The sequence below is a fragment of the Qipengyuania aquimaris genome (assembly GCF_009827445.1).
Lineage (GTDB): Bacteria > Pseudomonadota > Alphaproteobacteria > Sphingomonadales > Sphingomonadaceae > Qipengyuania > Qipengyuania aquimaris.
The window spans coordinates 408,814-430,446 of sequence record NZ_WTYI01000001.1 but is presented as its reverse complement, the minus strand read 5'-3'; the positions used below and the strand labels follow the sequence as shown (position 1 = coordinate 430,446).

General features: G+C 61.7%; 28 protein-coding genes. 10 read left to right on the top strand and 18 right to left on the bottom strand.

All coding sequences use genetic code 11. The annotated features are described in order from the left end of the window. Positions 1-66: 66 nt before the first annotated feature. Positions 67-1,161, top strand: a complete 1,095-nt coding sequence (locus GRI34_RS02095; protein ID WP_160594526.1) for a S41 family peptidase — start codon at positions 67-69, stop codon at positions 1,159-1,161. On the opposite strand, the gene GRI34_RS02090 is transcribed toward GRI34_RS02095, so the two are convergent. Then, on the bottom strand, positions 1,158-1,754 hold the full coding sequence (locus GRI34_RS02090; protein WP_160594525.1) for a TetR/AcrR family transcriptional regulator: 597 nt from the start codon (positions 1,752-1,754) through the stop codon (positions 1,158-1,160). The genes GRI34_RS02095 and GRI34_RS02090 overlap by 4 nt on opposite strands. Before the next feature lie 114 nt (positions 1,755-1,868). Between GRI34_RS02090 and GRI34_RS02085 the strand changes: the two genes are divergently transcribed. Then, positions 1,869-2,747, top strand: coding sequence for a metal-dependent hydrolase (locus tag GRI34_RS02085; protein ID WP_160594524.1), 879 nt, complete (start codon positions 1,869-1,871; stop codon positions 2,745-2,747). Between the two features lie 57 nt (positions 2,748-2,804). Here GRI34_RS02085 and GRI34_RS02080 read toward each other — a convergent pair whose 3' ends face one another. The 3 genes from GRI34_RS02080 to rplU form a co-directional block, all read right to left on the bottom strand. Further along, positions 2,805-3,344, bottom strand: coding sequence for a GNAT family N-acetyltransferase (locus tag GRI34_RS02080; RefSeq protein WP_160594523.1), 540 nt, complete (start codon positions 3,342-3,344; stop codon positions 2,805-2,807). A 212-nt stretch (positions 3,345-3,556) separates the two neighbouring features. Further along, positions 3,557-3,826: a 50S ribosomal protein L27 gene (gene rpmA, locus GRI34_RS02075; protein WP_006833595.1), complete on the bottom strand. Its 270-nt coding sequence runs from the start codon at positions 3,824-3,826 to the stop codon at positions 3,557-3,559. 12 nt (positions 3,827-3,838) lie between these two features. After that, a complete protein-coding gene (rplU, locus tag GRI34_RS02070) occupies positions 3,839-4,330 on the bottom strand; it encodes a 50S ribosomal protein L21 (RefSeq protein WP_160594522.1) in 492 nt (163 codons plus the stop codon). A gap of 189 nt (positions 4,331-4,519) precedes the next feature. Between rplU and GRI34_RS02065 the strand changes: the two genes are divergently transcribed. Then, positions 4,520-5,032 carry a hypothetical protein gene (locus GRI34_RS02065; protein WP_234028128.1) on the top strand — a complete coding sequence of 171 codons (513 nt, stop codon included), beginning with the start codon at positions 4,520-4,522 and terminating at the stop codon, positions 5,030-5,032. A gap of 59 nt (positions 5,033-5,091) precedes the next feature. Here the strand turns inward: GRI34_RS02065 and GRI34_RS02060 are convergent, their stop codons facing one another. The 14 genes from GRI34_RS02060 to coxB form a co-directional block, all read right to left on the bottom strand. After that, complete coding sequence (locus tag GRI34_RS02060) at positions 5,092-5,517, bottom strand: hypothetical protein (protein WP_160594520.1); 426 nt, start codon at positions 5,515-5,517, stop codon at positions 5,092-5,094. 75 nt (positions 5,518-5,592) lie between these two features. Continuing rightward, on the bottom strand, positions 5,593-6,060 hold the full coding sequence (locus GRI34_RS02055) for a molybdenum cofactor biosynthesis protein MoaE (RefSeq protein ID WP_325065169.1): 468 nt from the start codon (positions 6,058-6,060) through the stop codon (positions 5,593-5,595). Continuing rightward, positions 6,053-6,265: a MoaD/ThiS family protein gene (locus GRI34_RS13255; protein WP_234028127.1), complete on the bottom strand. Its 213-nt coding sequence runs from the start codon at positions 6,263-6,265 to the stop codon at positions 6,053-6,055. Before GRI34_RS13255 ends, GRI34_RS02055 begins: the two co-directional genes overlap by 8 nt. 26 nt (positions 6,266-6,291) lie before the next feature. After that, entirely contained in the window at positions 6,292-6,597 is a 306-nt protein-coding gene (locus GRI34_RS13250) for a Rossmann fold domain-containing protein (RefSeq protein WP_160594518.1), read from the bottom strand. Beyond that, positions 6,597-6,968, bottom strand: a complete 372-nt coding sequence (locus tag GRI34_RS02040; protein ID WP_160594517.1) for a dihydroneopterin aldolase — start codon at positions 6,966-6,968, stop codon at positions 6,597-6,599. The genes GRI34_RS13250 and GRI34_RS02040 overlap by 1 nt, the downstream gene beginning before the upstream one ends. 8 nt (positions 6,969-6,976) lie before the next feature. Continuing rightward, positions 6,977-7,867, bottom strand: a complete 891-nt coding sequence (locus GRI34_RS02035; RefSeq protein WP_160594516.1) for a class I SAM-dependent methyltransferase — start codon at positions 7,865-7,867, stop codon at positions 6,977-6,979. Continuing rightward, on the bottom strand, positions 7,867-9,258 hold the full coding sequence (gene thrC / locus GRI34_RS02030; RefSeq protein ID WP_160594515.1) for a threonine synthase: 1,392 nt from the start codon (positions 9,256-9,258) through the stop codon (positions 7,867-7,869). Before thrC ends, GRI34_RS02035 begins: the two co-directional genes overlap by 1 nt. A 51-nt stretch (positions 9,259-9,309) precedes the next feature. Further along, complete coding sequence (locus GRI34_RS02025; protein ID WP_160594514.1) at positions 9,310-9,888, bottom strand: SURF1 family protein; 579 nt, start codon at positions 9,886-9,888, stop codon at positions 9,310-9,312. 85 nt (positions 9,889-9,973) lie between these two features. Beyond that, complete coding sequence (locus GRI34_RS02020) at positions 9,974-10,795, bottom strand: cytochrome c oxidase subunit 3 (protein WP_160594513.1); 822 nt, start codon at positions 10,793-10,795, stop codon at positions 9,974-9,976. A gap of 67 nt (positions 10,796-10,862) precedes the next feature. Then, complete coding sequence (locus tag GRI34_RS02015) at positions 10,863-11,435, bottom strand: cytochrome c oxidase assembly protein (RefSeq protein ID WP_160594512.1); 573 nt, start codon at positions 11,433-11,435, stop codon at positions 10,863-10,865. Between the two features lie 123 nt (positions 11,436-11,558). Continuing rightward, complete coding sequence (locus GRI34_RS02010; protein ID WP_160594511.1) at positions 11,559-12,479, bottom strand: heme o synthase; 921 nt, start codon at positions 12,477-12,479, stop codon at positions 11,559-11,561. A gap of 80 nt (positions 12,480-12,559) precedes the next feature. After that, on the bottom strand, positions 12,560-13,519 hold the full coding sequence (locus GRI34_RS02005) for an alpha/beta fold hydrolase (RefSeq protein WP_234028126.1): 960 nt from the start codon (positions 13,517-13,519) through the stop codon (positions 12,560-12,562). Between the two features lie 82 nt (positions 13,520-13,601). Then, on the bottom strand, positions 13,602-15,314 hold the full coding sequence (ctaD, locus tag GRI34_RS02000) for a cytochrome c oxidase subunit I (protein ID WP_160594510.1): 1,713 nt from the start codon (positions 15,312-15,314) through the stop codon (positions 13,602-13,604). 54 nt (positions 15,315-15,368) lie between these two features. Then, positions 15,369-16,445, bottom strand: coding sequence for a cytochrome c oxidase subunit II (gene coxB / locus GRI34_RS01995; RefSeq protein ID WP_407692128.1), 1,077 nt, complete (start codon positions 16,443-16,445; stop codon positions 15,369-15,371). Positions 16,446-16,645: 200 nt separating this feature from the next. Between coxB and pyrE the strand changes: the two genes are divergently transcribed. The 7 genes from pyrE to GRI34_RS01960 are packed head-to-tail and all read left to right on the top strand — an operon-like array spanning position 16,646 to position 21,632. Continuing rightward, the gene (gene pyrE / locus GRI34_RS01990; RefSeq protein WP_160594509.1) at positions 16,646-17,224 is read left to right on the top strand and encodes an orotate phosphoribosyltransferase; all 579 of its coding nucleotides are present in this window, start codon (positions 16,646-16,648) and stop codon (positions 17,222-17,224) included. A gap of 8 nt (positions 17,225-17,232) precedes the next feature. Beyond that, positions 17,233-18,258, top strand: a complete 1,026-nt coding sequence (locus GRI34_RS01985; RefSeq protein WP_160594508.1) for a serine hydrolase domain-containing protein — start codon at positions 17,233-17,235, stop codon at positions 18,256-18,258. Next, positions 18,255-18,995, top strand: a complete 741-nt coding sequence (locus GRI34_RS01980) for a pyridoxine 5'-phosphate synthase (protein WP_160594507.1) — start codon at positions 18,255-18,257, stop codon at positions 18,993-18,995. Before GRI34_RS01985 ends, GRI34_RS01980 begins: the two co-directional genes overlap by 4 nt. Next, on the top strand, positions 18,992-19,264 hold the full coding sequence (locus tag GRI34_RS01975) for a hypothetical protein (protein WP_160594506.1): 273 nt from the start codon (positions 18,992-18,994) through the stop codon (positions 19,262-19,264). The genes GRI34_RS01980 and GRI34_RS01975 overlap by 4 nt, the downstream gene beginning before the upstream one ends. Next, positions 19,261-19,662, top strand: coding sequence for a holo-ACP synthase (acpS, locus tag GRI34_RS01970; protein WP_090482326.1), 402 nt, complete (start codon positions 19,261-19,263; stop codon positions 19,660-19,662). The genes GRI34_RS01975 and acpS overlap by 4 nt, the downstream gene beginning before the upstream one ends. Beyond that, the gene (lepB, locus tag GRI34_RS01965) at positions 19,620-20,522 is read left to right on the top strand and encodes a signal peptidase I (RefSeq protein WP_160594505.1); all 903 of its coding nucleotides are present in this window, start codon (positions 19,620-19,622) and stop codon (positions 20,520-20,522) included. Before acpS ends, lepB begins: the two co-directional genes overlap by 43 nt. Then, positions 20,523-21,632, top strand: coding sequence for an AI-2E family transporter (locus GRI34_RS01960; protein WP_160594504.1), 1,110 nt, complete (start codon positions 20,523-20,525; stop codon positions 21,630-21,632). It begins immediately after the preceding gene. Position 21,633 lies beyond the last annotated feature (1 nt).

The following is a 21,633-nucleotide window of genomic DNA, read 5'->3' as shown; positions in this document are numbered from 1 at the left end:
TGGTTACAGTTGTAGTCGTTGGCTATCCCGTCGTCGTACAAAATCGACCAAGAACGGGAGAATTCAATGATCAAACGCCTGATATGCCTGGCTGCCCTGGCGTTGGCGCCCTCATCGGCAAGCGCTCAGGACACGGCCGATAGACCGATCAACGCCGAAGTGCGTGCGGACGTTGTGAGCGCTTTGGGTGAGGCATTGGCCGACAGATACGTCTTCCCGGAAAAAGCGAGGGAGACCTCCGACAAACTGCAATCTCTTCTCGAAAGCGGGAAATATGACCGCTTCGAAACGGCGATTGCCTTCGCAGAAGCACTGCGCAGCGATCTGCGCGAAGCAGGAGACGACCGTCATCTGCAGCTGCGCTACGACCCGGAATTCGTACCGCAGGGCGACCATGCCGACGGATCTCCAAGTGCCGAGGAAGTCGCGGAGACGCGCCGCCAGATGGCGCTGCACGGCTTCGGTGTCGCCAGGACCGCCATGCTGCCGGGCAATATCGGATATATCGACCTGCGTTTTTTCGGTCCGCCCGAAGCGGTTGCGCAGGCCTATGAAGCGGCCATCAAGCTCGTTTCCGGCAGCCAGGCATTACTTATCGACCTGCGCTCCAACGGCGGCGGGGATCCCGCGGCGGTGGCGCAATTTGCCAGCCACCTCTTCGCCAAAGGCGATGTCCGACACCTCAACAGCATCTACGACCGGACCGAAGACCGGACCCGTGAATTCTGGACCAACCAGAGCGTCGAAACGCGCTACACCGGGCCGGTCTATGTCCTGACCTCGAGCCGCACTTTCTCGGGCGGAGAGGAACTGGCCTACGATATCCAGACGCAGAAACGCGGGACGCTGTTTGGCGAAACCACGGGTGGCGGGGCCAATCCCGGCGGGCCGGTGGCGCTGGCACATGGGTTTACCGCGTTCATTCCCACCGGACGGGCAATCAACCCGGTGACCGGCATCAATTGGGAGCACGTCGGCGTTACGCCCGAAGTGAAAGTCCCTGCCGAGGCAGCGCTGACGGCGGCATTCCGAGCCGCCGTGGAAAACCTGCGAAACGATGCGGAAGGAGAACGGGCTCAGCTATTGGACCGTGTCCTGGCCCAGCTCGCAGAAGGTGAGCTCGATCTTCCGCAATGGAAGGGTCCGCGCAGGCGCGACTAGCTCGCCCTTTCGGCGCTTTCCAAGGTGCGAACGAGCATCCGCTCCGCGCGATCGCGCGCGGCGGTGGACGGCAAACCGAGCGAGCGGGACAAGGCGGTGCCGATCAGGGCATCGCCCATCGCCATCAATACGAGCGCGAGTGTTTCTTCATGGACGTGCGTCGTGTCGCCATGATCGGCTTCATGCGGAGCGATTTCGTCGACCAGCTTGTGGATTGTCTCCACGATAGGCGTCAGCGCATCCTCGTTGCCCGTAAGGATCATCCAGCTGGCGAGCGCACCTGCACCTTCCTTGTCGAACGCGTCGAATGCAAGATCGACGACTTCTCGCGGACTGCCCAGCCCTGCCCTGCTGGCGCGCACGGCATCGGCAATCGTCGAACAGACCGTCTCGGCGAGATGGGCAGCCAGCGCTTTCTGCAGCCCGGCTGCCGAGCCGAAATGGTGGAGCAGGTTCGCATGCGTGCGCCCGATCCGTCCCGCCACAGCCTTTAAGGTAACAGACTGCGGACCTGTTTCGATGAGGAGGGCGCGGGCCGCTTCAAGGGCGGCGAGGCGGGATTCTTCGGGCGAAAGTCGTTTGCGTGTTGCCATCGGGACAGACCGGTAAACCATTGCGACGGACAGGGGAAGCCGCTCGCAATCCTTATTGACACTTATGTCAGTAGCCACTACTTACAATGATGTAAGTTAGCCACGGAGCAGGACATGAACGCCCCCCTCCCCATCTATACCGCAACCGCCAAGACCGCGCCGACCCCGGACGATCTCACCATCACTGTGCGCGACGAGCGCTTCAATCGCGGGACCACCCCGCGCCGTTGGTGGGCCGGAGAGCCGTTCGGCACGGCATGGCACAATGCGCTGTCCGCTACCTTCCCTCGCGGAGAAGCTTTCTTCATCGAGGCCGTCAAGGCGCACCGCGAAGGTGCCGATCCCAAGCTGGAAGCGGAAATCCGCGCATTCGTGCGGCAGGAAATCAATCACACCCGCGAACACATCGCCTTCAACAAGCTGGCCGAGAACGCCGGGTATGACATCAAGGCGATCGACAAGCGCGTCGCCGAAATGCTCGAACTCACCAAGGGTCGCCCTGCCATCGCCAACCTCGCGGTCACGATGGCGCTCGAACACTACACCGCCATGATGGCGGCGGAATTCCTCGACAATCCGGCGCATTTCAAGGACGCGGATCCCGAAGTGCGCGATATGTGGCGTTGGCATTCGGCCGAAGAGATCGAACACAAGGGCGTCGCCTACGACACCTGGAACCACGCCACGCGCGACTGGTCGAAGTGGCGCCGATGGAAGGTTCGCAGCCTGGTGATGATCACCGTCACGGCACGCTTCTTCAAGAACCGCTGGATCGATTCGCTCAACCTACTGGAACAGGATGGCATCACCGGCTGGAAGGCGAAGTGGGGCCTGTTCAAGTACCTCACGGTCTCGCCGGGCGTCGTGCGCCGCATCTTCCCGGCGTGGCTGAGCTATTTCAAGCCCGGCTTCCACCCGTGGGATCACGACGACCGCGAGTTGATTGGACTGTACGAGGGCGAATTCGAAGACGCACTTCTCCCGGCCGAATAACCCGAGCCATCGGGTCGCAAGAAAGGCCCCGCGAGCGATCGCGGGGCCTTTTTGGTGTCAGGCCGCTTGGAGCGTGTCGCCTTCGTCAGCTGCGAGTTCGAGCCGGTACATGACGCAATCGACGTCCTCGCCCCTACCGCAGCTGTGGCGCGGCGCAGTCTGCCCGGTCGGACGGAAGCCGAGCTTTCTCAGCACCTTGCCCGAAGCGGGATTGTCGACGAAGTGACCAGCCGTGATCCGATCGTGGCCAAGCAGTTTCGCGACTTCCAGCGCACCGCGCGCTGCCTCGGTGGCGTATCCCCGGCCCCAGAAGGGGCGAGCGATCCAGTAGCCAAGTTCAACCTCGTCGCCGCTTGCATCGATGCCGATGCAGCCGATGAGGTCGGAGCCATTGTCACCGGGCCTCGTAATCAGGAAGACCGGATAGTGCGGGTTCTGCTTTCGCATGACGAATTCGCGGGCATGTTGGGGGAGATACGGCCACGGCGCGCGGGCAAGATTGCGGACGACACCCTGGTCGGCGATCCCGCCAAACAGTGCCTCGGCATCTTCGGGCCATGCAGGCCGCAACAGCAGCCTCTCGGTGATATGGAACATGCGTTTACTCCCCGTCAGTTCCACGCTCCGGGCTCCTAGGCCGGACGCGTGACAATTGCGTGATGGCGAAAGGCAATTTTCGCCCATGCGGTTTTGAAGAGGGAGAAACGACAAGAGGGAGACGGGTCGGCCCCATCTCCCTCTTCGTCTGCCGGATCGTTAGCCCGGCTGGGACCGTCCCGTGTGGACGACCCCGTTATCGGATTGTCCGGTTATTCTGCGGCTTCTGCCATTTGGTCGACCGATACGTATTTGCGGCCGAGCTTGCCCGAGTGGAATCGGACGACGCCGTCGGTAAGCGCGAACAGCGTGTGGTCCTTGCCCATGCCGACGTTGACGGCCGGGTAGAACTTCGTGCCGCGCTGACGCACGATAATGTTGCCGGCGACGACGTTTTCGCTGCCGAACTTCTTCACACCAAGACGACGACCGGCTGAGTCGCGACCGTTACGCGATGAACCGCCTGCTTTTTTATGTGCCATGGTCCGGGTTCCTTACTTCTTGGATTCGGTCTTCTTGGCTGCTGCCTTCTTGGCAGGAGCCTTCTTGGCGGGAGCCGCCTTGGTAGCAGCAGCCTTCTTGGGCGCTGCCTTCTTGGCCTTGGGCGCAGCCTTCTCTTCGGAAGAATCCTTCTTCGGAGCAGCCTTCTTTTCTTCGGCCTTCTTCGGAGCGGCCTTCTTGGCGCCGCCGGTGCCCACGTCGGTGATGCGCAGCAGCGTCATCATCTGGCGGTGACCGTTCTTGCGACGATAGTTGTGACGGCGACGCTTCTTGAAAACGACGACCTTCTCGCTCTTCGCCTGGGCGATGATTTCAGCCGAAACGGTTACCTTGCCGGCATCCGAAAGCGTGTCGCCTTCGCCTGCAAGCAGGACGTCACCCAGCGTGATGGTATCACCGGCTTCGCCAGCCAGCTTCTCAACCGCGATCTTGTCTCCGGCGGCAACCCGGTATTGCTTGCCGCCCGTGCGCACTACTGCGAACATGGTCGTTATCTCTCGTTCAAATTGCTGTGCCGCATCCTTGCGAATCTACGGCGCACCCGTCGACCCACCTAGGGCGGGCCCGGAAAGAAGCGTGCCGTTAGGCGAATCCCGCCATCAAGTCAACGCTGGCAGCTGGCATTTTTTGCCTTTCACGCTGGCGCGCGTCCTGCCGCATGCTATGTGAGCGCGATGCTGCGAATTGCAAGTTTCTCTACCGCTCTCATCCTCACCCTCGGCGGCTGTGCCGCTTCGAGTGGCGATTACCCATCGCTCGCCGTGCGGGATGTGGAACGGGTGGACGGCAATTTTGCCTCTCCGGAGCGCAAGACGATCGAGGTACCCGAAGTCGAGATCGATCTGGACGGAACGCTGGACGTCGTGCTTCCCGCCCTCGTCTCCCGCACGGAAGAAGCCCACGCAGAGTTTCTGCGTCTTGCCCCAAGGGCACAGCGCCTCGTCGCGGCGGCATCGAATACGGCGGAGGGTTCGCAAGCCTGGGCCAGCGCGCAGGTCGCACTTGCCGAGCTCGATTCGGCACGCAGCGTGGCAGCGGTGCCGCTCGGCGATATCGACACCCTCTATACCGCAAAGCGTGTGGCCGCCAAAGACGTGACCGCGATCAAGCAGGCACGCGAACGGATCATTTCACTGATAAGCGAAGAAGACCGCACGCTCGCGCAATTACGCGAACGTGCGGACTAATAGTTCAAGCTGAAAACGCGGGAGGCCGACTAGGCCAGCGCCTCCCGCGCTCCCCTCTCCTATCGCACGATCGATGCGATGGTGACTGCAATGATGCCCCAGCTGAATACGATGGCCGGCAGGATCAGGACCTGGACTGCGGCATCGCGCATCGGGAGGCGTCCGGTGTGGGTAGAAATGCCTTGAGAGCGGAGCTGGCTCCAACTCATCGGCTTCGACTTCGTCTCCGGCGCCAGGCGCGTCCAGATCGTAGGCACGCCAAACCCGGCTACGATAAAGAAGGCGAATATGGCCATCGGGATTGCAAGGCCGGCAGTCGGCAGGCCGGTTGCCATGACCGCAAGGAAACCGAGATAAAGTCCGACGGTCGCGATATAGAGACCCTTCGGCAATTCGAAGGTCCGGTCGACCTCGTGGTGCTTGACCGGGGTTTCGACGATGCGGGCCTGTTCGGCTACCAGTTCGCGGCTGAAGTGCTTAACCATTGTGCGTCTCCTGTGTTGGAGACTTGATGCCGCTCACGGCCCACCGATTCCTTGATCGAGATCAATTCGGCGAGATTATTTCCAGCGCGCGAGGTCGCGCCGGTCTTGGTCACGCGGTTCGATCCAGTGCCAGCCATCGCCGCGGCGCTCGCGCTTCCAGAACCAGGATGCGGATTTGAGGTGGTCCATGAGGAAATCCACCGCATCGAAGGCCTCCCGGCGGTGGGCGGCTGCTGCGGCCACCAGCACGATAGGTTGGCCGGGCGTCATCACGCCCACGCGGTGCCAGGCCAATACTCCAGCAAGACCGAACTTTTCAGACGCAGCTTGCGCAAGCTCTTCCATCCCCGGAAGTGTGAGCGGCTCGTAGTGAGTGAGCTCCAGCGCTTTTACGTCGTTGTCGCTGCGGACCTTGCCAACAAAAGACGCAGTGCCGCCCGCGTCGGGATAGGATGCGTTGAAGGCTGCCAGCGCTTCGCCGATGGACATCCCGCGACCAAGCAGGCGCACGTCACGCGGTGTCGACAGGTTAAGCCTAGCCACCGCTCACCGGGGGGAGGAGTGCTACCTCGTCTCCGTCCTCTGCCAGTAGTGCAGTCTTGTCGGCCAGGACGCGGCCCTTGCAGGCGATGTTGACGCGTTCCTCACGAAGTTGTGCGGCGACTAGGGGGCTCACGGTCTGCAGCAGGCGATCCCAATCGAGCGTGCCCTCGACCTGCATGTCGTCCTGCCCTGCCAAATCCCGCAAAGGTCCAAGAAAAAGGATCCGGACACTCACTTTGCAGCCTCGAGATAATGCCCGGTCACGCCCGGTGCTTTGGCAAGGTACTCTATGATCCCGTCGAGCGCAGCGCCCTCGCCTGCCGCGACATTGACGCGGAGCGGCGTATATTTGCGCGCCAGCATGGCTGCGGCGGCGCGGCGCCATTCGGTGTGGGTATGGTCGGCTGACGGCATTGTCACGACAACGTCCTGCCCGCCAGACAGCGCCCGCTCGATCGGATCGAGCCAGTTCTGGTGAAACAGCCCCGCCGCGGCGAGCGGTTCTTCCGGTAGTCCCTCGACCTCGATCCGCTTCATCAGCGGCGCTCGCGATGCAACGTAATCCCGATTTTCTCGCCCGCTTCCGCAATCGCCAGCTTGACGATCTTGACCGTTACCGCCTCGACGCGCTTGTCCTGAAGGAACAGCGTTTCGCAAACGTGGTCGGCCACCGCTTCGATCAGCTTGAAGTGAACACCCTCAGGAAGCGCTTCGGAAGCGGCGAACTTGAGGTCCATGTAGTTCTTGGAATCGTCGAGCGAAGTGTCCGCATCGTAATGCGCAAGCGGCTTCATCCGGACCTGGATCGTGAAGCGCAGCGGCTGCGGCTTGCCCGTCTCTTCCGAATAGATTCCGGTGAGGACGTCGTATTCGAAGTCCGCAACTTCGAGGATCAGCGAATCGTTCATGGGTCCCCCTAACCCGGATTGGACCAGCGTGCGAAAATCGCAGTGGGCAAATGTCGTCCGTTTTCGCCGGTTTCGCGTACAGCCAGGTCGCCATGTTCGATCTTGCCGGGAAGGTCGGCGAACACCTCTTCGAGAAGTCCGCCAAGCGCGAGGCTGCTCATTCGGACGGCATAGACCGTCAGGAACAGGAAGCGGCTGTTTTCGTCCAGCAGTTTGCGGCAGTCGGAAACCAGTTCGGGAAGGCCGTCCTCAAGTCGCCAGGTTTCGTTCTTCGGGCCGCGGCCGAATTTCGGCGGATCGAGGATGATGCCGTCGTAGCGATTTTCCCGGCGAACCTCGCGTGCGGCGAACTTCATCGCATCGTCGACCAGCCAGCGGATCGGGCGATCTTCCATGCCAGAAAGCGCAGCGTTCTCGCGGGCCTGCGCAACCGATTTCTTGCTCGCATCGACATGCGTCACCCGGCCGTGGCGGCTGAGCGCGAGCGAACCGACGCCGGTGTAGCCGAACAGGTTCATGGTCTCCGCATCGGTACGCCCGTCGAGCTGGCTTCGCATCCAGTCCCAAACCGGCGCCATGTCGGGGAAAAATTGAAGGTGGCGAAAGGGCGTCGGCTGTGCGGTAAAGCGCACCTCGTCATAGCCGAGGGTCCAGCCCGCTTCGGGCAGGCTGTCGTTCAAGTGCCAGCGACCGCCGCCATCCTCGTCAGCGCCGGGAATGAATTCCCCGTCGGCCTGCCAGTCGTCGCTACGCGGCGACCACATGGCCTGCGGTTCGGGGCGGATGAAACTGTAATCGCCGAAGCTCTCCAGCTTGCGGCCATGCCCGCTATCGAGCAGGCGATAGGCATCCCAGCCCTCCCCGACCATAAGCATGGGATCGCGCACGAGCTCAGCCATCAGGCCGCGTGCTCCAGGATGTGGGCACGCACGGCCTCGTAGGTGCCGGGCAATTCCACATAGCTTTCCTCGCGCGCGAACAGGTCGCCCACGCGCGTCGGCAGGGGCGGACGCAGCCCGGTCGCCCGTTCGACGGCGTCGGGGAACTTGGCCGGATGAGCCGTCGCGAGTGTCACGACTGGCACAGTAGGATCGATCCCGGCGGTGCGGGCCGCGTGGAGGCCGATGGCGGTATGCGGGTCGAGCATTTCGTCGCACTGCTCGAACGCCCAGCGCATGGCCTGAGCCATGTCGTCGGCATCCGCACGTGCGCTCGCAAACAATGCGGCTGCGCCCTCACGCTGGGCATTGGTAAGCCGCATCGCCTTTTGCGCATCGAAGGCCACCATCTGGTCGGCCATCGCAAGGCCGTCGCGCCCACCGACGTCGAAGAGGAGGCGCTCGAAGTTGGAACTGACCTGGATGTCCATGCTTGGCGCTGCGGTCGCGGTGACGGTGCCGGTCGAATAGTCGCCGTCCGCCAGCGCGCGATGCAGGATGTCGTTCACATTGGTGGCGACGAGCAGCTTTTCGATGGGAAGCCCCATCCGCGCCGCCACATGGCCTGCAAAGACGTCGCCGAAATTACCGGTGGGTACGCTGAAGGCGACCTTGCGCTCGGGCCCGCCCAATTGCAGCGCAGAGGTGAAGTAATAAACCACCTGCGCCATCAGCCGGGCCCAGTTGATCGAGTTTACCGCACCGATCCGGTGCGTTGCGGTGACGTCGGCATCGGCAAAGATGCGCTTCACCATCGCCTGAGCATCGTCGAAACTGCCATCGATGGCGATGTTGTGGACGTTGGGCGCACGCACCGTGGTCATCTGGCGGCGCTGGACGTCGCTGACCCTGCCCTTGGGGTGCAGCATGAAGATCTCGACATTGTCGAGCCCCGCAACCGCATCGATCGCGGCGCTGCCGGTATCACCGCTCGTCGCCCCGACGATGGTAAGGCTGCCCTCTTCCCGGGCCAGAAATTCCTCGAACAAGAGGCCAAGCATCTGCAGGGCCACGTCCTTGAACGCCAGCGTCGGACCGTGGAACAGCTCGAGCACCCAATGCTGCTCGTCCAGCTGCACCAGCGGGGTCACGGCCTTGTGAGCGAAGCGACCGTAGGCCTTGGCCGTTAGCTCGCGCAGACGCTCGGGCGTCAGGCAGTCGCCGACGAAGGGCTCCATCACACGGGCGGCGACTTCGGCATAAGGCAGACCGCGCATGTCCGCGATCTGGTCCTTGGTGAATTGCGGCCATTCTTCAGGCACGTAAAGGCCGCCGTCGCTGGCGAGGCCGGCCAGTGTGACGCCAGCAAAATCGAGCGTCGGAGCGCTGCCGCGGGTGGAGACGTATTTCATCGTGAGAAGGCGGTTAGCGAGGTGCTGCCGACCGGGCAAGCAAGCGGCTCTTTAATCGTCTTTAGCCCGCGTGCCACGCCGACGCAGGGCGAGGATGTAGATCACCAGGGCTGTGAGCGCGAAAAAGAACCACTGGCCTGCATAGGCGAGGTGATTGTTCGGGAGGTTGCGCGGATCGGGGCTGGCGAGAGGTTCGAGACCTGCCTGGCCGTCTGCGGACACCACACGTCCGCCTGGCGCGATCGTGCCGCGCACTTCGCCGCCTTCCCATTCGACCGGTTGCGGGCTGCGCGAAAAACCGAGATCGACAATAATGGTCCGGCCATCTGCCAGGACGCAGCTCGCCCTGTGCGCCATGCCTTTTGCACCGCGGCTATTGGTGCCAGCCACCGTCGTGGTGTTCGTCACATCCTCGCAGGAAATTGTGGTCCTGCGGTAAAGCACATCCTCGATGCCTGCCGCATCGTCCGGGTAGGCGACTTCAGATGACATGCGCAGCGATTGCTCGGCCTGCGCAATGAGCGCTTCCTTCTCGTCCATCCGGCCCAACTGCCAGAAGCCGAGAGCAATCATCGCGGCGATGGCAGCGGCCACGCTGATCGTGGGGATGGCGGGAATGCGGGTGGTCATGGTGTTATTGTCTCGATCGAAAGCGAAAGGGGCAGCCGCGGCAATGCCGGGCTGCCCCTTTCAATATCCGGCAAGCCGGAAGGCATCAGTGGAATTCGGCTCCCCAGCCGCCCCAGACGTAGACGACGGCAAAGAGGAACAGCCACACGACGTCGACGAAGTGCCAGTACCACGCAGCAGCTTCGAAACCGAAGTGCTGGCGGGGCGTGAAGTGGCCCTTGTAGGTACGCACGAGGCAGACGATCAGGAAGATCGTGCCGACGAGCACGTGGAAGCCGTGGAAGCCGGTCGCCATGTAGAAGGCCGAGCTGTAGGTGTTGCCGCCGAACGCGAACGGAGCGACGCCATACTCGTATGCCTGGATCATGGTGAAGACGGCGCCCAGGATGATCGTGAGCCACAGACCCTTCTTCAGGCCATCGCGATCACCGTGGATCAGCGAGTGGTGCGCCCAGGTAACCGTGGTGCCCGAGCAGAGCAGGATCATGGTGTTGAGCAGCGGAAGGCTGAAGGGATTGATGACCTCTTCGATCGCCGCCGGAGGCCAGACGCCACCCACCACTTCGGAGATTTCCGAGGGGAACAGGGCGAAATCGAACCAGCTCCAGAACCAGCCGACGAAGAACATCACTTCGGAAGCGATGAACAGGATCATGCCGTAACGCATGTGCAGCTGGACGACCGGCGTGTGATCGCCGCGCTCTGCTTCCTTCACGATGTTGCCGAACCACGCGAAGAACGTGGCGATCAGGCCGGCAATGCCGAGACCGAGCACAAGGTGTGCACTCGCCATCTCGTGCATGAAGAGAACCATGCCGCTGGTGAAGGTAAGCGCCGACAGCGAGCCGATCAGCGGCCAGATATCGGGTTCGAGGATATGATATTCGTGATTGACGTTGCCAGCCATTATACTCGCGTCCTGTATTCGCGTTATCGCGCTGCCCTTAAAGCGCCATGGCGCGCGGGTCTAGGGTCTACTCTGCAGAATCTATCGCGCGGTGGAAAGTATAGGAAAGCGTGATCTGTTCGACACCTTCCATGTTGGGGTCGTCCAGCGCCTTGGGATCGACGAAATACAGCACCGGCATGCGGACTTCCTGTCCGGGCTGAAGCGTTTGCTCGGTAAAGCAGAAGCACTGGATCTTGTTGAAATAGGCACCCGCCTGGACCGGCATGACGTTGAACGTCGCCGTGCCCGTGATCGGCTGGTCGGAATTGTTCTTCGCAACATAGATCGCCATGTCGCGCTGACCGATGGTTACCGTGTCCGTCGGCTGTTCCGGCTTGAAGTCCCAGCCGAGGCCCGGTGCGACGGAACCGTCGAACCGGATCGATATTTGCTTTCCACCGGCAGCCTGGCCCATCCGCTCGGCGAGGCTGGCTTCGCTTTCGGTGGCGCGCTGTGTCGTTCCGCCGAAACCAGTAACCTGGCAGAACAACTCGTAAAGCGGCACCGCAGCGTAACCGAGGCCAAGCATCGCAGCGGCGCCCAGCAAGGCCAGCATCGCGGTACGTGTCTTGCGTGTCTCCAGCGTTGCGGCAGTCACTTTATCCTCACATCCTCACGATCGTGATCATGTAGAAAAGCACTGCAAGAAACAGAAGGATCCCGCCAAGGACGAGGTTCCGGCTCTTCTGGCGGCGCTTGAATTCGGCTTTTTCTTCGGGGGTCATAGGGCGGCTCCGTATTGGGCGGCGATGCGATCAACGACGAGCACCGCGAAAAGGGCGAAGAGATATAGGACGCTATAGCCGAAAAGGCGCTTTTCCGGGAGCATCTTGTCGCCTTCTACCGGCTCGCGAAAGGCGACCGGAAACGACAGCGCAAGGAATACCAGCGAGAGGACGGAGGCCGAAATCCCGTAGATCGCGCCGGTTCCGCCGATCAGCCATGGCGCGATGGCAATGGGAAGCAGGATGACGGAATAAGCCAGGATTTGGCGACGCGTCGATTTGGCGCCCTTCACCACCGGCATCATCGGAATACCGACCTTCGCGTAATCGCTCTGCACGAATAGCGCGAGCGCCCAGAAATGCGGCGGCGTCCAGGTGAAGATAATTGCGAACAGCACCACCGGCATCAGGGTTATGTCGCCGGTAACGGCCACCCATCCGATCAACGGCGGGAAGGCCCCTGCCCCGCCTCCGATGACGATATTCTGCGGCGTGCGCGGCTTCAGCCAGATGGTGTAGATCACCGCATAATAGACGATGGACAGCGCCAAGATGGCCGCCGACAGCCAGTTTACCGCCAGGCCCATGATAACCACGGAAGCGCCGGATATCAGGATGCCGAAATCGCGGGCGTCCGTGCGCTGCATCTTGCCGGTCGGCAGGGGACGCTGCGAGGTGCGCTTCATTTCCGCATCGATGTCCGCTTCCCACCACTGGTTGAGAGCAGCCGCCCCGCCCGCGCCGAGCGCGATACACAGGATGGCGGTGAAACCGATCACCGGATTAATCGTCCCAGGCGCAGCCAGCAGGCCGCACAGGCCAGTAAAAATCACGAGGCTCATCACGCGCGGCTTGGTCAGCGCGTAAAAGTCGCGCCAGTCCGCCGGGAGCTGGGTTATGGGGGCTGCTTCGGTCATGGGATTCGCTGGCGCCGCCTATACCTTGTTACGAGGTCCTGTCCAAGCCGTCTCGGGAAGGCGGACTGCGTAACGAGGCATTAGAGCTTTCCGAGCCATTCGAGCAGCAGTTTGTTGACTTCCTCCGGGCGCTCCTGCTGCGTCCAGTGACCGACATTGTCGAGGATGTGCCCTTCGATCTTCGGGGCGAAGAATTTCATCATGCATACCGGATCGGTCACGGCACCGAAGAGGAAGGTTGCGGGATCGCGGGTGCCGCCGATGAACAGCGATGGCTGCTCTATCTGCTTGCCCTTCCAGCCCTGCAACCATTCGAAATCCCGTTCGTGATTGCGATATCGGTTGAGCGGGCCGCGAAAGCCCGACGCCTTGAATTCCGCCTCGTAGAAATCGAGGTCCTCGTCGGTGAGCCAGGGCACGGGTAGCGGGTCGGGAAGTCCCTCGAGGAAAGTCGCGCCATAGGGCTTGTCCCAATAGCTGCCCGGAGGAACATCGCCGCTGATCGAGTACATCATCCGGTGCACCCAGTCGCGCGGGTCCTTCTCGGCTTCCGCTTCGGCCACGCCCTCGGCCTGGAAATACTCCTGGTAGAAGTACTTTCCCTGCGAGGTGAAGTGCTCGTGAAACACCTCGGTAAAAGGGCGCTGGGGTACTCCTGCAAACGGCACCGACAGCCCCGCCACGGCACGAAAGTGTTCGGGATGGGTGAGCGCGGTGTTCCACACGATGGGCGCGCCCCAATCGTGCCCGATCAGGATCGCGGGCCGGTCCGGCTGCAAGGCCATTTTCAGGCCGACCAAATCCCCGACGATACGTTCGAGCGCGTAGGCTTCGACCGGGTGCGGCTTGTCTGATCCGCCATAGCCGCGCACGTCGATGGCGCAGGCGGTAAAGCCTGCCTCGGCAATCCGCCCGATTTGGTGCCGCCAGCTGTACCAGCTTTCCGGAAACCCGTGCACCATGATGACAAGGCGGCCCTCGCCCTCGACTGCGCAGCGCAGGCTCAGCTCTCCGACATCGATCATCCGCATTTCAGGCATTCGAGCTTATCCTTCGCGCAAAACAAAACGGCCGATCCCTCATGGGACCGGCCGTTTGTCATTGTCCAGTGGACTATACAGCTCAGGCGGGCTTGGCGCCGCGCGGCATGTGGTCGTGGTGATCGTGATGCTCTTCGATCACCGGCAGTTCGCTGAACTGGTGGAACGGTGGCGGGCTCGAAAGCGTCCACTCGAGCGTGGTTGCGCCTTCGCCCCAGTAGTTGTCTTCGGCCTTCTTGCCGGCGACGAAGGCATAGATGATGTTCACGAAGAACAGGACCATCGATGCAGCCATGATCATGTACCCGAGGGTGCTGATCTCGTTCCAGTAGGTGTAGGCGTCCGCATAGTCCGGGTAACGGCGCGGCATGCCCTGCCAGCCCAGGAAGTGCTGCGGGAAGAAGATCACGTTCACGCCGATGAAGAAGCCCCAGAAGTGCAGGTGCGAAAGCAGTTCGGAGTGCATCCGGCCGCTCATCTTAGGGAACCAGTAGTAGAAACCGGCGAACATCGAGAACACGGCACCCATCGACAGCACGTAGTGGAAGTGGGCAACAACGAAGTAGGTGTCGTGGACCACATCGTCCACGCCGCCATTGGCGAGATAGACACCGGTCACGCCGCCCACGGTGAACAGGAAGATGAAGCCCAGCGCCCAGACCATCGGCGATTTGAACTCGATCGAGCCGCCCCACATGGTGGCGATCCAGCTGAAAATCTTCACGCCGGTCGGGACCGCGATGACCATGGTCGCTGCGGTGAAGTACATCTTCGTGTTCACGTCGAGACCGACCGTGTACATGTGGTGGGCCCACACGACGAAGCCGACGACGCCGATCGCGACCATGGCGTAGGCCATGCCGAGGTAGCCGAAGACCGGCTTGCGGCTGAAGGTTGCGACGATCTGCGAGATCATGCCGAAGCCCGGCAGGATCATAATGTACACTTCGGGGTGACCGAAGAACCAGAACAGATGCTGGTAAAGGATCGGGTCGCCACCGCCTGCGGGGTCGAAGAAGGTCGTGCCGAAGTTACGGTCGGTAATCAGCATGGTGATTGCCGCCGCGAGAACCGGCAAGGCCAGCAGCAGCAGGAAGGCAGTGACCAACACCGACCACACGAACAGCGGCATTTTGTGCAGGGTCATGCCCGGCGCACGCATGTTGAAGATGGTGGTGATGAAGTTGGTCGCACCAAGGATCGAGCCTGCGCCTGCTAGGTGCAGCGAGAAAATCGCGAAGTCGACTGCCGGGCCGGTGGAGCCAGAGGTCGAAAGCGGTGCGTAGACGGTCCAGCCAACGCCCGCGCCCGGCCCGATACCGCCAGGAACGAAGAGCGAGAAAATCAGCGACAGGAAGCCTGCCACCGTCAGCCAGAACGAAATGTTGTTCATGCGCGGGAACGCCATGTCGGGCGCGCCGATCATGAGCGGGACGAACCAGTTGCCGAAGCCACCGATCATCGCGGGCATGACCATGAAGAAGACCATGATCAGTCCGTGCGCAGTGATGAACACGTTCCACATGTGCAGCGCGCTATCGATATCCGCCGCGCCGCCCATCAGTTGCGCCCAATACTGCAGGTACTGGATGCCCGGTTCGGCGAGCTCGGCACGCATGATGCCCGAAATCGCGCCACCGATGATACCCGCGACAATCGCGAAGATCAGGTAGAGCGTACCGATGTCCTTGTGGTTCGTGGACATGAACCAGCGTGCGAAGAAGCCGGGCTTGTGATGGGCATCATGCGCGTGGTGGTCGTCGTGGGCCTGGAAGCTGTCGGCGGTAGTGGCCATCTTGCTATACTCTCGAATGCGTTTTCGTCAGCGGACTGAATTCTAAAGGCGTAATCAGGTCGTCGGGTTTTCGACCGGGAACTCACCGGCACCGGCAGCACCTTCTACAGTGCTTTCAGGTTCCTGGAGCGGAGCGAGCTCTGCATCGAGATCGCCAGTTTCCTCTGCACCGGCAATCGTGCCACCCTGCGCGAGGACCCATTGGTTGTACTGTTCCAGCGGAAGCGCTTCGACGGCAATGGGCATGTAGGCATGGCGTGCGCCACAAAGTTCGGAGCACTGGCCGTAATAGACACCCGGCTTCTCGACCATCAGGATCTTCTCGTTGAGACGACCCGGAACGGCATCGAGCTTGAACCACAGGCTCGGCACGGCGAACGAGTGAATCACATCGGCAGCGGTGATCTGCATGCGGATCGGAACACCTACCGGGACGACCATGCGGTTATCGACAGCGAGCTGGTGCGGTTCGCCGCGCGCTTCTGCTTCGGCGTCGTCGAGCATGTTCGAGATAATCTCGAACTCGCCATTGTCGGGATAGGTATAGCCCCAATACCACTGGTAGCCGGTCGCCTTGATGGTGATGGCATCCTTGGGGATCGGCTCGTATTGCTTGGCGATCAGCGTGATCGAGGGGATCGCGATGGCAAGCAGGATGAGGGCCGGAACAACCGTCCAGATGACTTCGATCAGCGTGTTGTGGCTGGTCTTAGAAGGCGTCGGGTTCGCCGAGCGGCGGAAACGGAAAATCGTGTAGAGCATCAGCACGAGGACGAAGAGGCTGATCGCGACCATGACCCAGATGAGGCCGATGTGCAGGCCGTAAGCAAACTCGCCGGTTTCCGAGAACTGCGGCTGAATATCGAGGCCCGCATCCACCGGCATGCCGATACCTTCGGTCGGCTTCATCGGCGTGTAGGCTCCGCTACCTTCCGTAACGGCACCCGGATCGGCAACGTCGGCTGCCTCTGCCGGATCGACAGATTCGAGCTGTTCGGTTGCGATAGCTTCGGCAGCATCCTGCGCAATCGCGGTCTGCGATCCGAAGACCAGGGCGAACGCCATTACCAGGCTGGCGACAATCCGGTGGAAACCGAGGAATTTCATCGTCTTGGCACTCTTTCGTGTCATGTCATCGTCCGGGCGAATCCTCCGCTGCATGTGCCGAAAGCGAGCTAACGGCGCAGGGGCAAGCGACCCTGCAACGAGGGCCCGGTTGGGCCGCCCTATAGATAGACATGGCGCATGCCTCAAGCGCTGGGGGCAGAAAAATGTGCATCCTGCATTGCCTCTTGCGCAATCGGGCCGGACGCGCTTTGAGCCGAAGCGACATGACAGAAGATGAAATCCTCTCCGAATTCCGCGCCAGCGAAGCCCTTCTCGAAGGCCATTTCAAGCTTTCGAGCGGCAAGCACAGCGGCCATTATCTGCAATGCGCGCGCGTGCTGATGAACCCCGACCGGGCGGGCAGGCTGGCCCGAGCGCTGGCCCAGAAGATCCCGCGCGAAATCCGCAACGATATCGACGTGGTTGTCAGCCCCGCCATGGGCGGCATCATCATCGGGCAGGAAATGGGACGTGCTCTGGGCAAGGACGCGATGTTCCTCGAACGGCCTGACGGCGAATTCCACCTGCGCCGCGGCTTTCGGATCGACCCGGGCGCCAAAGTGCTGATGGTCGAGGACGTCGTTACCACCGGCCTCTCGAGCCGCGAGGCGATTGCCGCCGTGGGCCGCGAGGGCGGAGAAGTCATAGCCGAAGTATCGCTGGTCGACCGCAGCAATGGTTCTGCCGATCTGGGCGTGCCGTTCTTCCCGCTGATCGATATCAACTTCCCGACCTATGACGAGGACGAGGTTCCGGACGAGTTGGCCGCAATTGAGATCACCAAACCGGGAAGCCGCAAGTGAGATCAGCCATGGCGGTTTTGGCGGCGGTCATGCTGACCGGCTGTCCTCCGCCAGACGGTCTCATTTACAGCACCTCTTCCCCAACCGCATCGCTGCTAACCCAGGAACGCCTTCAGCCGATTGTCGATGCCTACGCATTTGACGGCGAAATCCGGATCTCCGGCGGCCTAATCGCCGGGGCGTCGATGGGCAGGGGAAACCTCTGGCCGTGGGCATCGGTGACTAAGCAGGTCGTTGCCACTCTCGTGATGCAGGAAGTCGAAAAAGGCACGATTTCGCTCGACCGGCCGGTCAGTGCCTATCTGACAGAGTGGCCTGAGATCGGCCCCGGCGCTCCGAACCTTCGACAGCTGCTGCGCCATCAGTCCGGCCTTTATAACCCTGAGGATGATGCAAGCGTCGTATCCGACCCTTCTAAACCGCTGGATCCGATGGTTTGCGTCGAACGTCGCGCGCGCGAACCGGGCGGAGAATTCGACTACAACAATTGCGATACGCTACTTGTCGGCAAAGTCCTTGAACGGGTTACTGGGCAGAACTTGGCGGATCTCTTCCAAGAGCGCATCGCTGCACCTGCCGGGATGTTGGAGGCCGGGTTCGTAACGCCCGAAACGCGTCTGGCGCCTAGTATGACAGGCACTCCTGCCTCCGAGATTGCCCCTTACGGTGCGTCGGGCGGACTGGCGGGCACAACCCGCGACCTTATAGCATTCGACCGGGCGCTGATGACGGGGCACCTCCTATCGAATGCCGCGCGCGAGGAAATGTGGGAGGGTGTGCCGGAGCTCGGCTACACGGCACTAGGCCAGTGGGAGAGCATACTCGCGCTTAATGGCTGCGACGCGCCAGTGCGGATCATCGAGCGACGCGGCGCAATCGGCGGCTATCAGGCACGCAATTTCATAATGCCGGAACGCAATATAGCCATTGCCGCTTTCATCGGCCAAAGCGAGGAACAATTCTCTTTCGGCGAAGTCTGGAGCCGCGAGGGACTGAGCTATGAAATCCTGTCTGCAGCGGTGTGCACCGAATGACCAACCCTTTACGCCTTGGCGTCAACATTGACCACGTCGCCACCATCCGGAACGCCCGTGGCGGTGACCATCCCGACCCGGTCCGCGCGGCCGAAATCGTCGCCCGTGTCGGCGGCGACGGGATCACGGCGCATCTGCGCGAAGACCGTCGGCACATCCGTGATGACGACCTCAGACGCATCCAGGAAGCAACCGATCTCCCGCTCAATCTGGAAATGGCCGCGACCGAGGAGATGCTGGAGATTGCGCTGGCTCACAAGCCGCATGCCGCCTGCATCGTTCCGGAAAAGCGCGAGGAGCGTACGACCGAGGGCGGCCTCGATGCAGCGGGCCAGCACAACACGCTCGCCCCGATCGTGTGGAAACTTAAAGATAACGGCATCCGCGTGTCGCTGTTCATCGAGGCTGACGAGCGCCAGCTGGATGCCGCGCTCAAGCTCGGCGTTCCGGTCGTGGAATTTCATACCGGCGAATATGCCCACGCCCATCTCGACGGCGACGGCGACAAGCTGGCCCGCGAATTGAAGCGGATTTCCGACATGGCGGCGCTTGCGGCCAAGAACGGCATTGAGCCCCACGCGGGCCACGGCCTCACTTACGAGAACGTCCAGCCCATCGCTGCCATCCCCCAGATCGCTGAGCTCAACATCGGCCATTACCTGGTGGGCGAAGCGGTCTTCGTCGGACTGGAGAGTGCTGTACGCCATATGCGCGAACTGATGGACGAGGCGCGGTGAGCCAGCCCGCCCTTTCCGGTAAAGAGCAGCTGTGGGGGCTGGCAGCCGTTATCCCCTTCCTGTTGAGCATAGGGTTGCTCGCCTATGCGATAGCGCAGCAGGCCGCACTCGCCTTTGCGATAGGTTGGCCGATCATCCAGGTGATCGGCTATGCTGGCGCATTCAAACGCTCAAAGGGCGAGATCGACCATCCCTTGGTCAAGAGCCAGGTCTTCATTCACTGGATGATGCTGATCATCCTTACCGTCATGATTTCGAGGGCAGCATGATCATCGGAATGGGTTCCGACCTGTGCAATATCGAGCGCATCCAGAATTCGCTCGACCGCTATGGCGAACGGTTCGAACTGCGCGTCTTCACCGAGATAGAGCGAGCCAAGGCCCGCAAGCGCCCCTTCACCATCGCCGGCACCTACGCGAAGCGCTTTGCCGCAAAGGAAGCTTTCTCCAAGGCGGTCGGAACCGGCTTTCGTCGCGGGGTCTTCATGAAACATATCGGCGTGGTGAACGCCCCTTCTGGCGCCCCTACCCTGGCGCTGGAGGGCGGCGCTGCACAAAGGCTTGCCGAAATGGTCCCGCACGGCCATGAGCCGCGCATTCATCTCACCCTCACCGACGACCATCCATGGGCACAGGCCTTCGTCATCATCGAGGCCCATCCCGCTTGAGTATCGACACACCGGCCGTGACAAAATCCGACAAGCAAGACGAAAAGGTAAACTGGTTCGCGGAAATCCGCGGCCTGGCGCTGATGCTGCTCGCCGTCTTCGCGTTCCACAGCTTCATCGCGAAGCCGTTCTACATCCCGTCAGAATCGATGCTGCCGAACCTCCTGGTCGGCGACCGGCTGGTCGTGAGCAAGTATCCCTATGGCTGGAACTGGTCCTCGGTCAGCTTCCACCTCGCGCCGCGCGGCGACTGGCGGGTTGCCGGCTCGACGCCCGAGTACGGGGATATCGTTATTCCGGTCCATCCGGAGCGAGACGAGGATTACATCAAGCGCGTCGTCGCCCTGCCCGGCGATACGATCGGGGTAGTCAATGGTCGTATCGAATTGAACGGCACGCCAGTCCCGCAGGAAGTCGAGCCCGCGCGTGACCTGCCGGTCGATGCGAACTCCACTTGCTGGGGCTTCGGCGATCCGAGCTTTCTGGTGACCGATGATGATGGCAAGCCGGTCTGCCGCGTTCCGGTCCTGCGCGAAACGCTGCCGAACGGGGCGAATTACCTTGTCATCGACCACACGCGCACGCAGCTCGACAATTTCGGACCGATGACCATTCCCGAAGGCGAAGTCTTCGTGATGGGCGACAATCGCGACCATTCTTCCGACAGCCGCGAACTCAATTCCTCGCGCGGGCTCCTCGGCCCCGTGCCGCTGGAAAACATCGGCGGGCGCGCAGAATTCATCACCTTCTCGCTCGACGGCACGACCTCGCTCAACCCTGTGACCTGGTTTACCAGCTTGCGCGAAAACCGTTCCTGGACCACTCTGCGCCCTGCCATATCGCAGGAGCCCGAAGGATAAATGCCTGAAAACAAAGCCGCGCACCCCGGTCTGGCGGCAGAAGACGACAATCCGGGTGCCAGCCCAACACGCATAGGCGATCCGCGCCTCCGTTTCGAGGCGGCCCGCGCTTTGACCTGGGGCCTCGTCATTGGCCTCATCGCGCTTGCGGTCCATTTGTCGCAATCGCTGCTCGTCATCTTCGGTGCGATGGTTTTTGCAGCCCTGATCGATGGCGGTTCGCGCTTGTTGGGTCGCGCCCTGCCCATCGGCCGCAACTGGCGCGTGGCCATCGTCCTGCTGCTGGCAACCGCCTTCCTGGTCTGGCTCGTTTACTTCGCAGGTTCGCAGATTTCGCAACAGGCGGCCGAATTCCCTTCGATCATCGAAATGCAACTGGAGCGTTTCCTCGAATATCTGCGCAGCAAGGGTTTTGCGGTGCGGACGGAAGATATCCAGTCGATGATGGGCAATCTCATGAGCGGCGTCGGTACTGTCACCCGCGCAATCGGCGGCCTTTTCGGAGGTGTCACGACGCTGGTGCTGATTATTATCATCGGCGTCTATTTCGCGATCGACCCGCGCATCTACGAGCGCGGCGTCGCGTGGATGGTCCCGGCGAACAAGCGCGAAGCCTTCTACGACACGCTTAGCTATCAGGCCTATACGATGCGCAGGCTGCTCGCCGGACGGCTGGTCGGCATGGTCGCGGAAGGTATCTTCACCTGGGCCCTGCTCGCCCTCTACGGCGTGCCGATGGCCGCCCTGCTGGGACTCCTGACCGGATTGCTCGCCTTTATCCCTAATATCGGCGCGATCATCTCGGGCGTACTGATGGTGCTGGTCGGGTTCTCCGGCGGAGTGGACATGGGGCTCTATACGATTTTCGTCTATTTCCTCGTCCAAAACTTCGACGGCTACATCCTAGTCCCGATGATCGCCAAGAAGACGGTCGACCTTGCGCCCGGCCTCGTCCTCTCGGCCCAGCTGATCTTCGGGGTGCTTTTCGGGATCCTCGGCCTCGCGCTCGCCGACCCGATGCTGGCGATGATGAAGGTCGCGCTGGAACGGCGTTCAGAGCGTTTGGCGAAGCTTGGAGAGAGCGCAGAGATAACGGAGGCAGAGGCCTGAT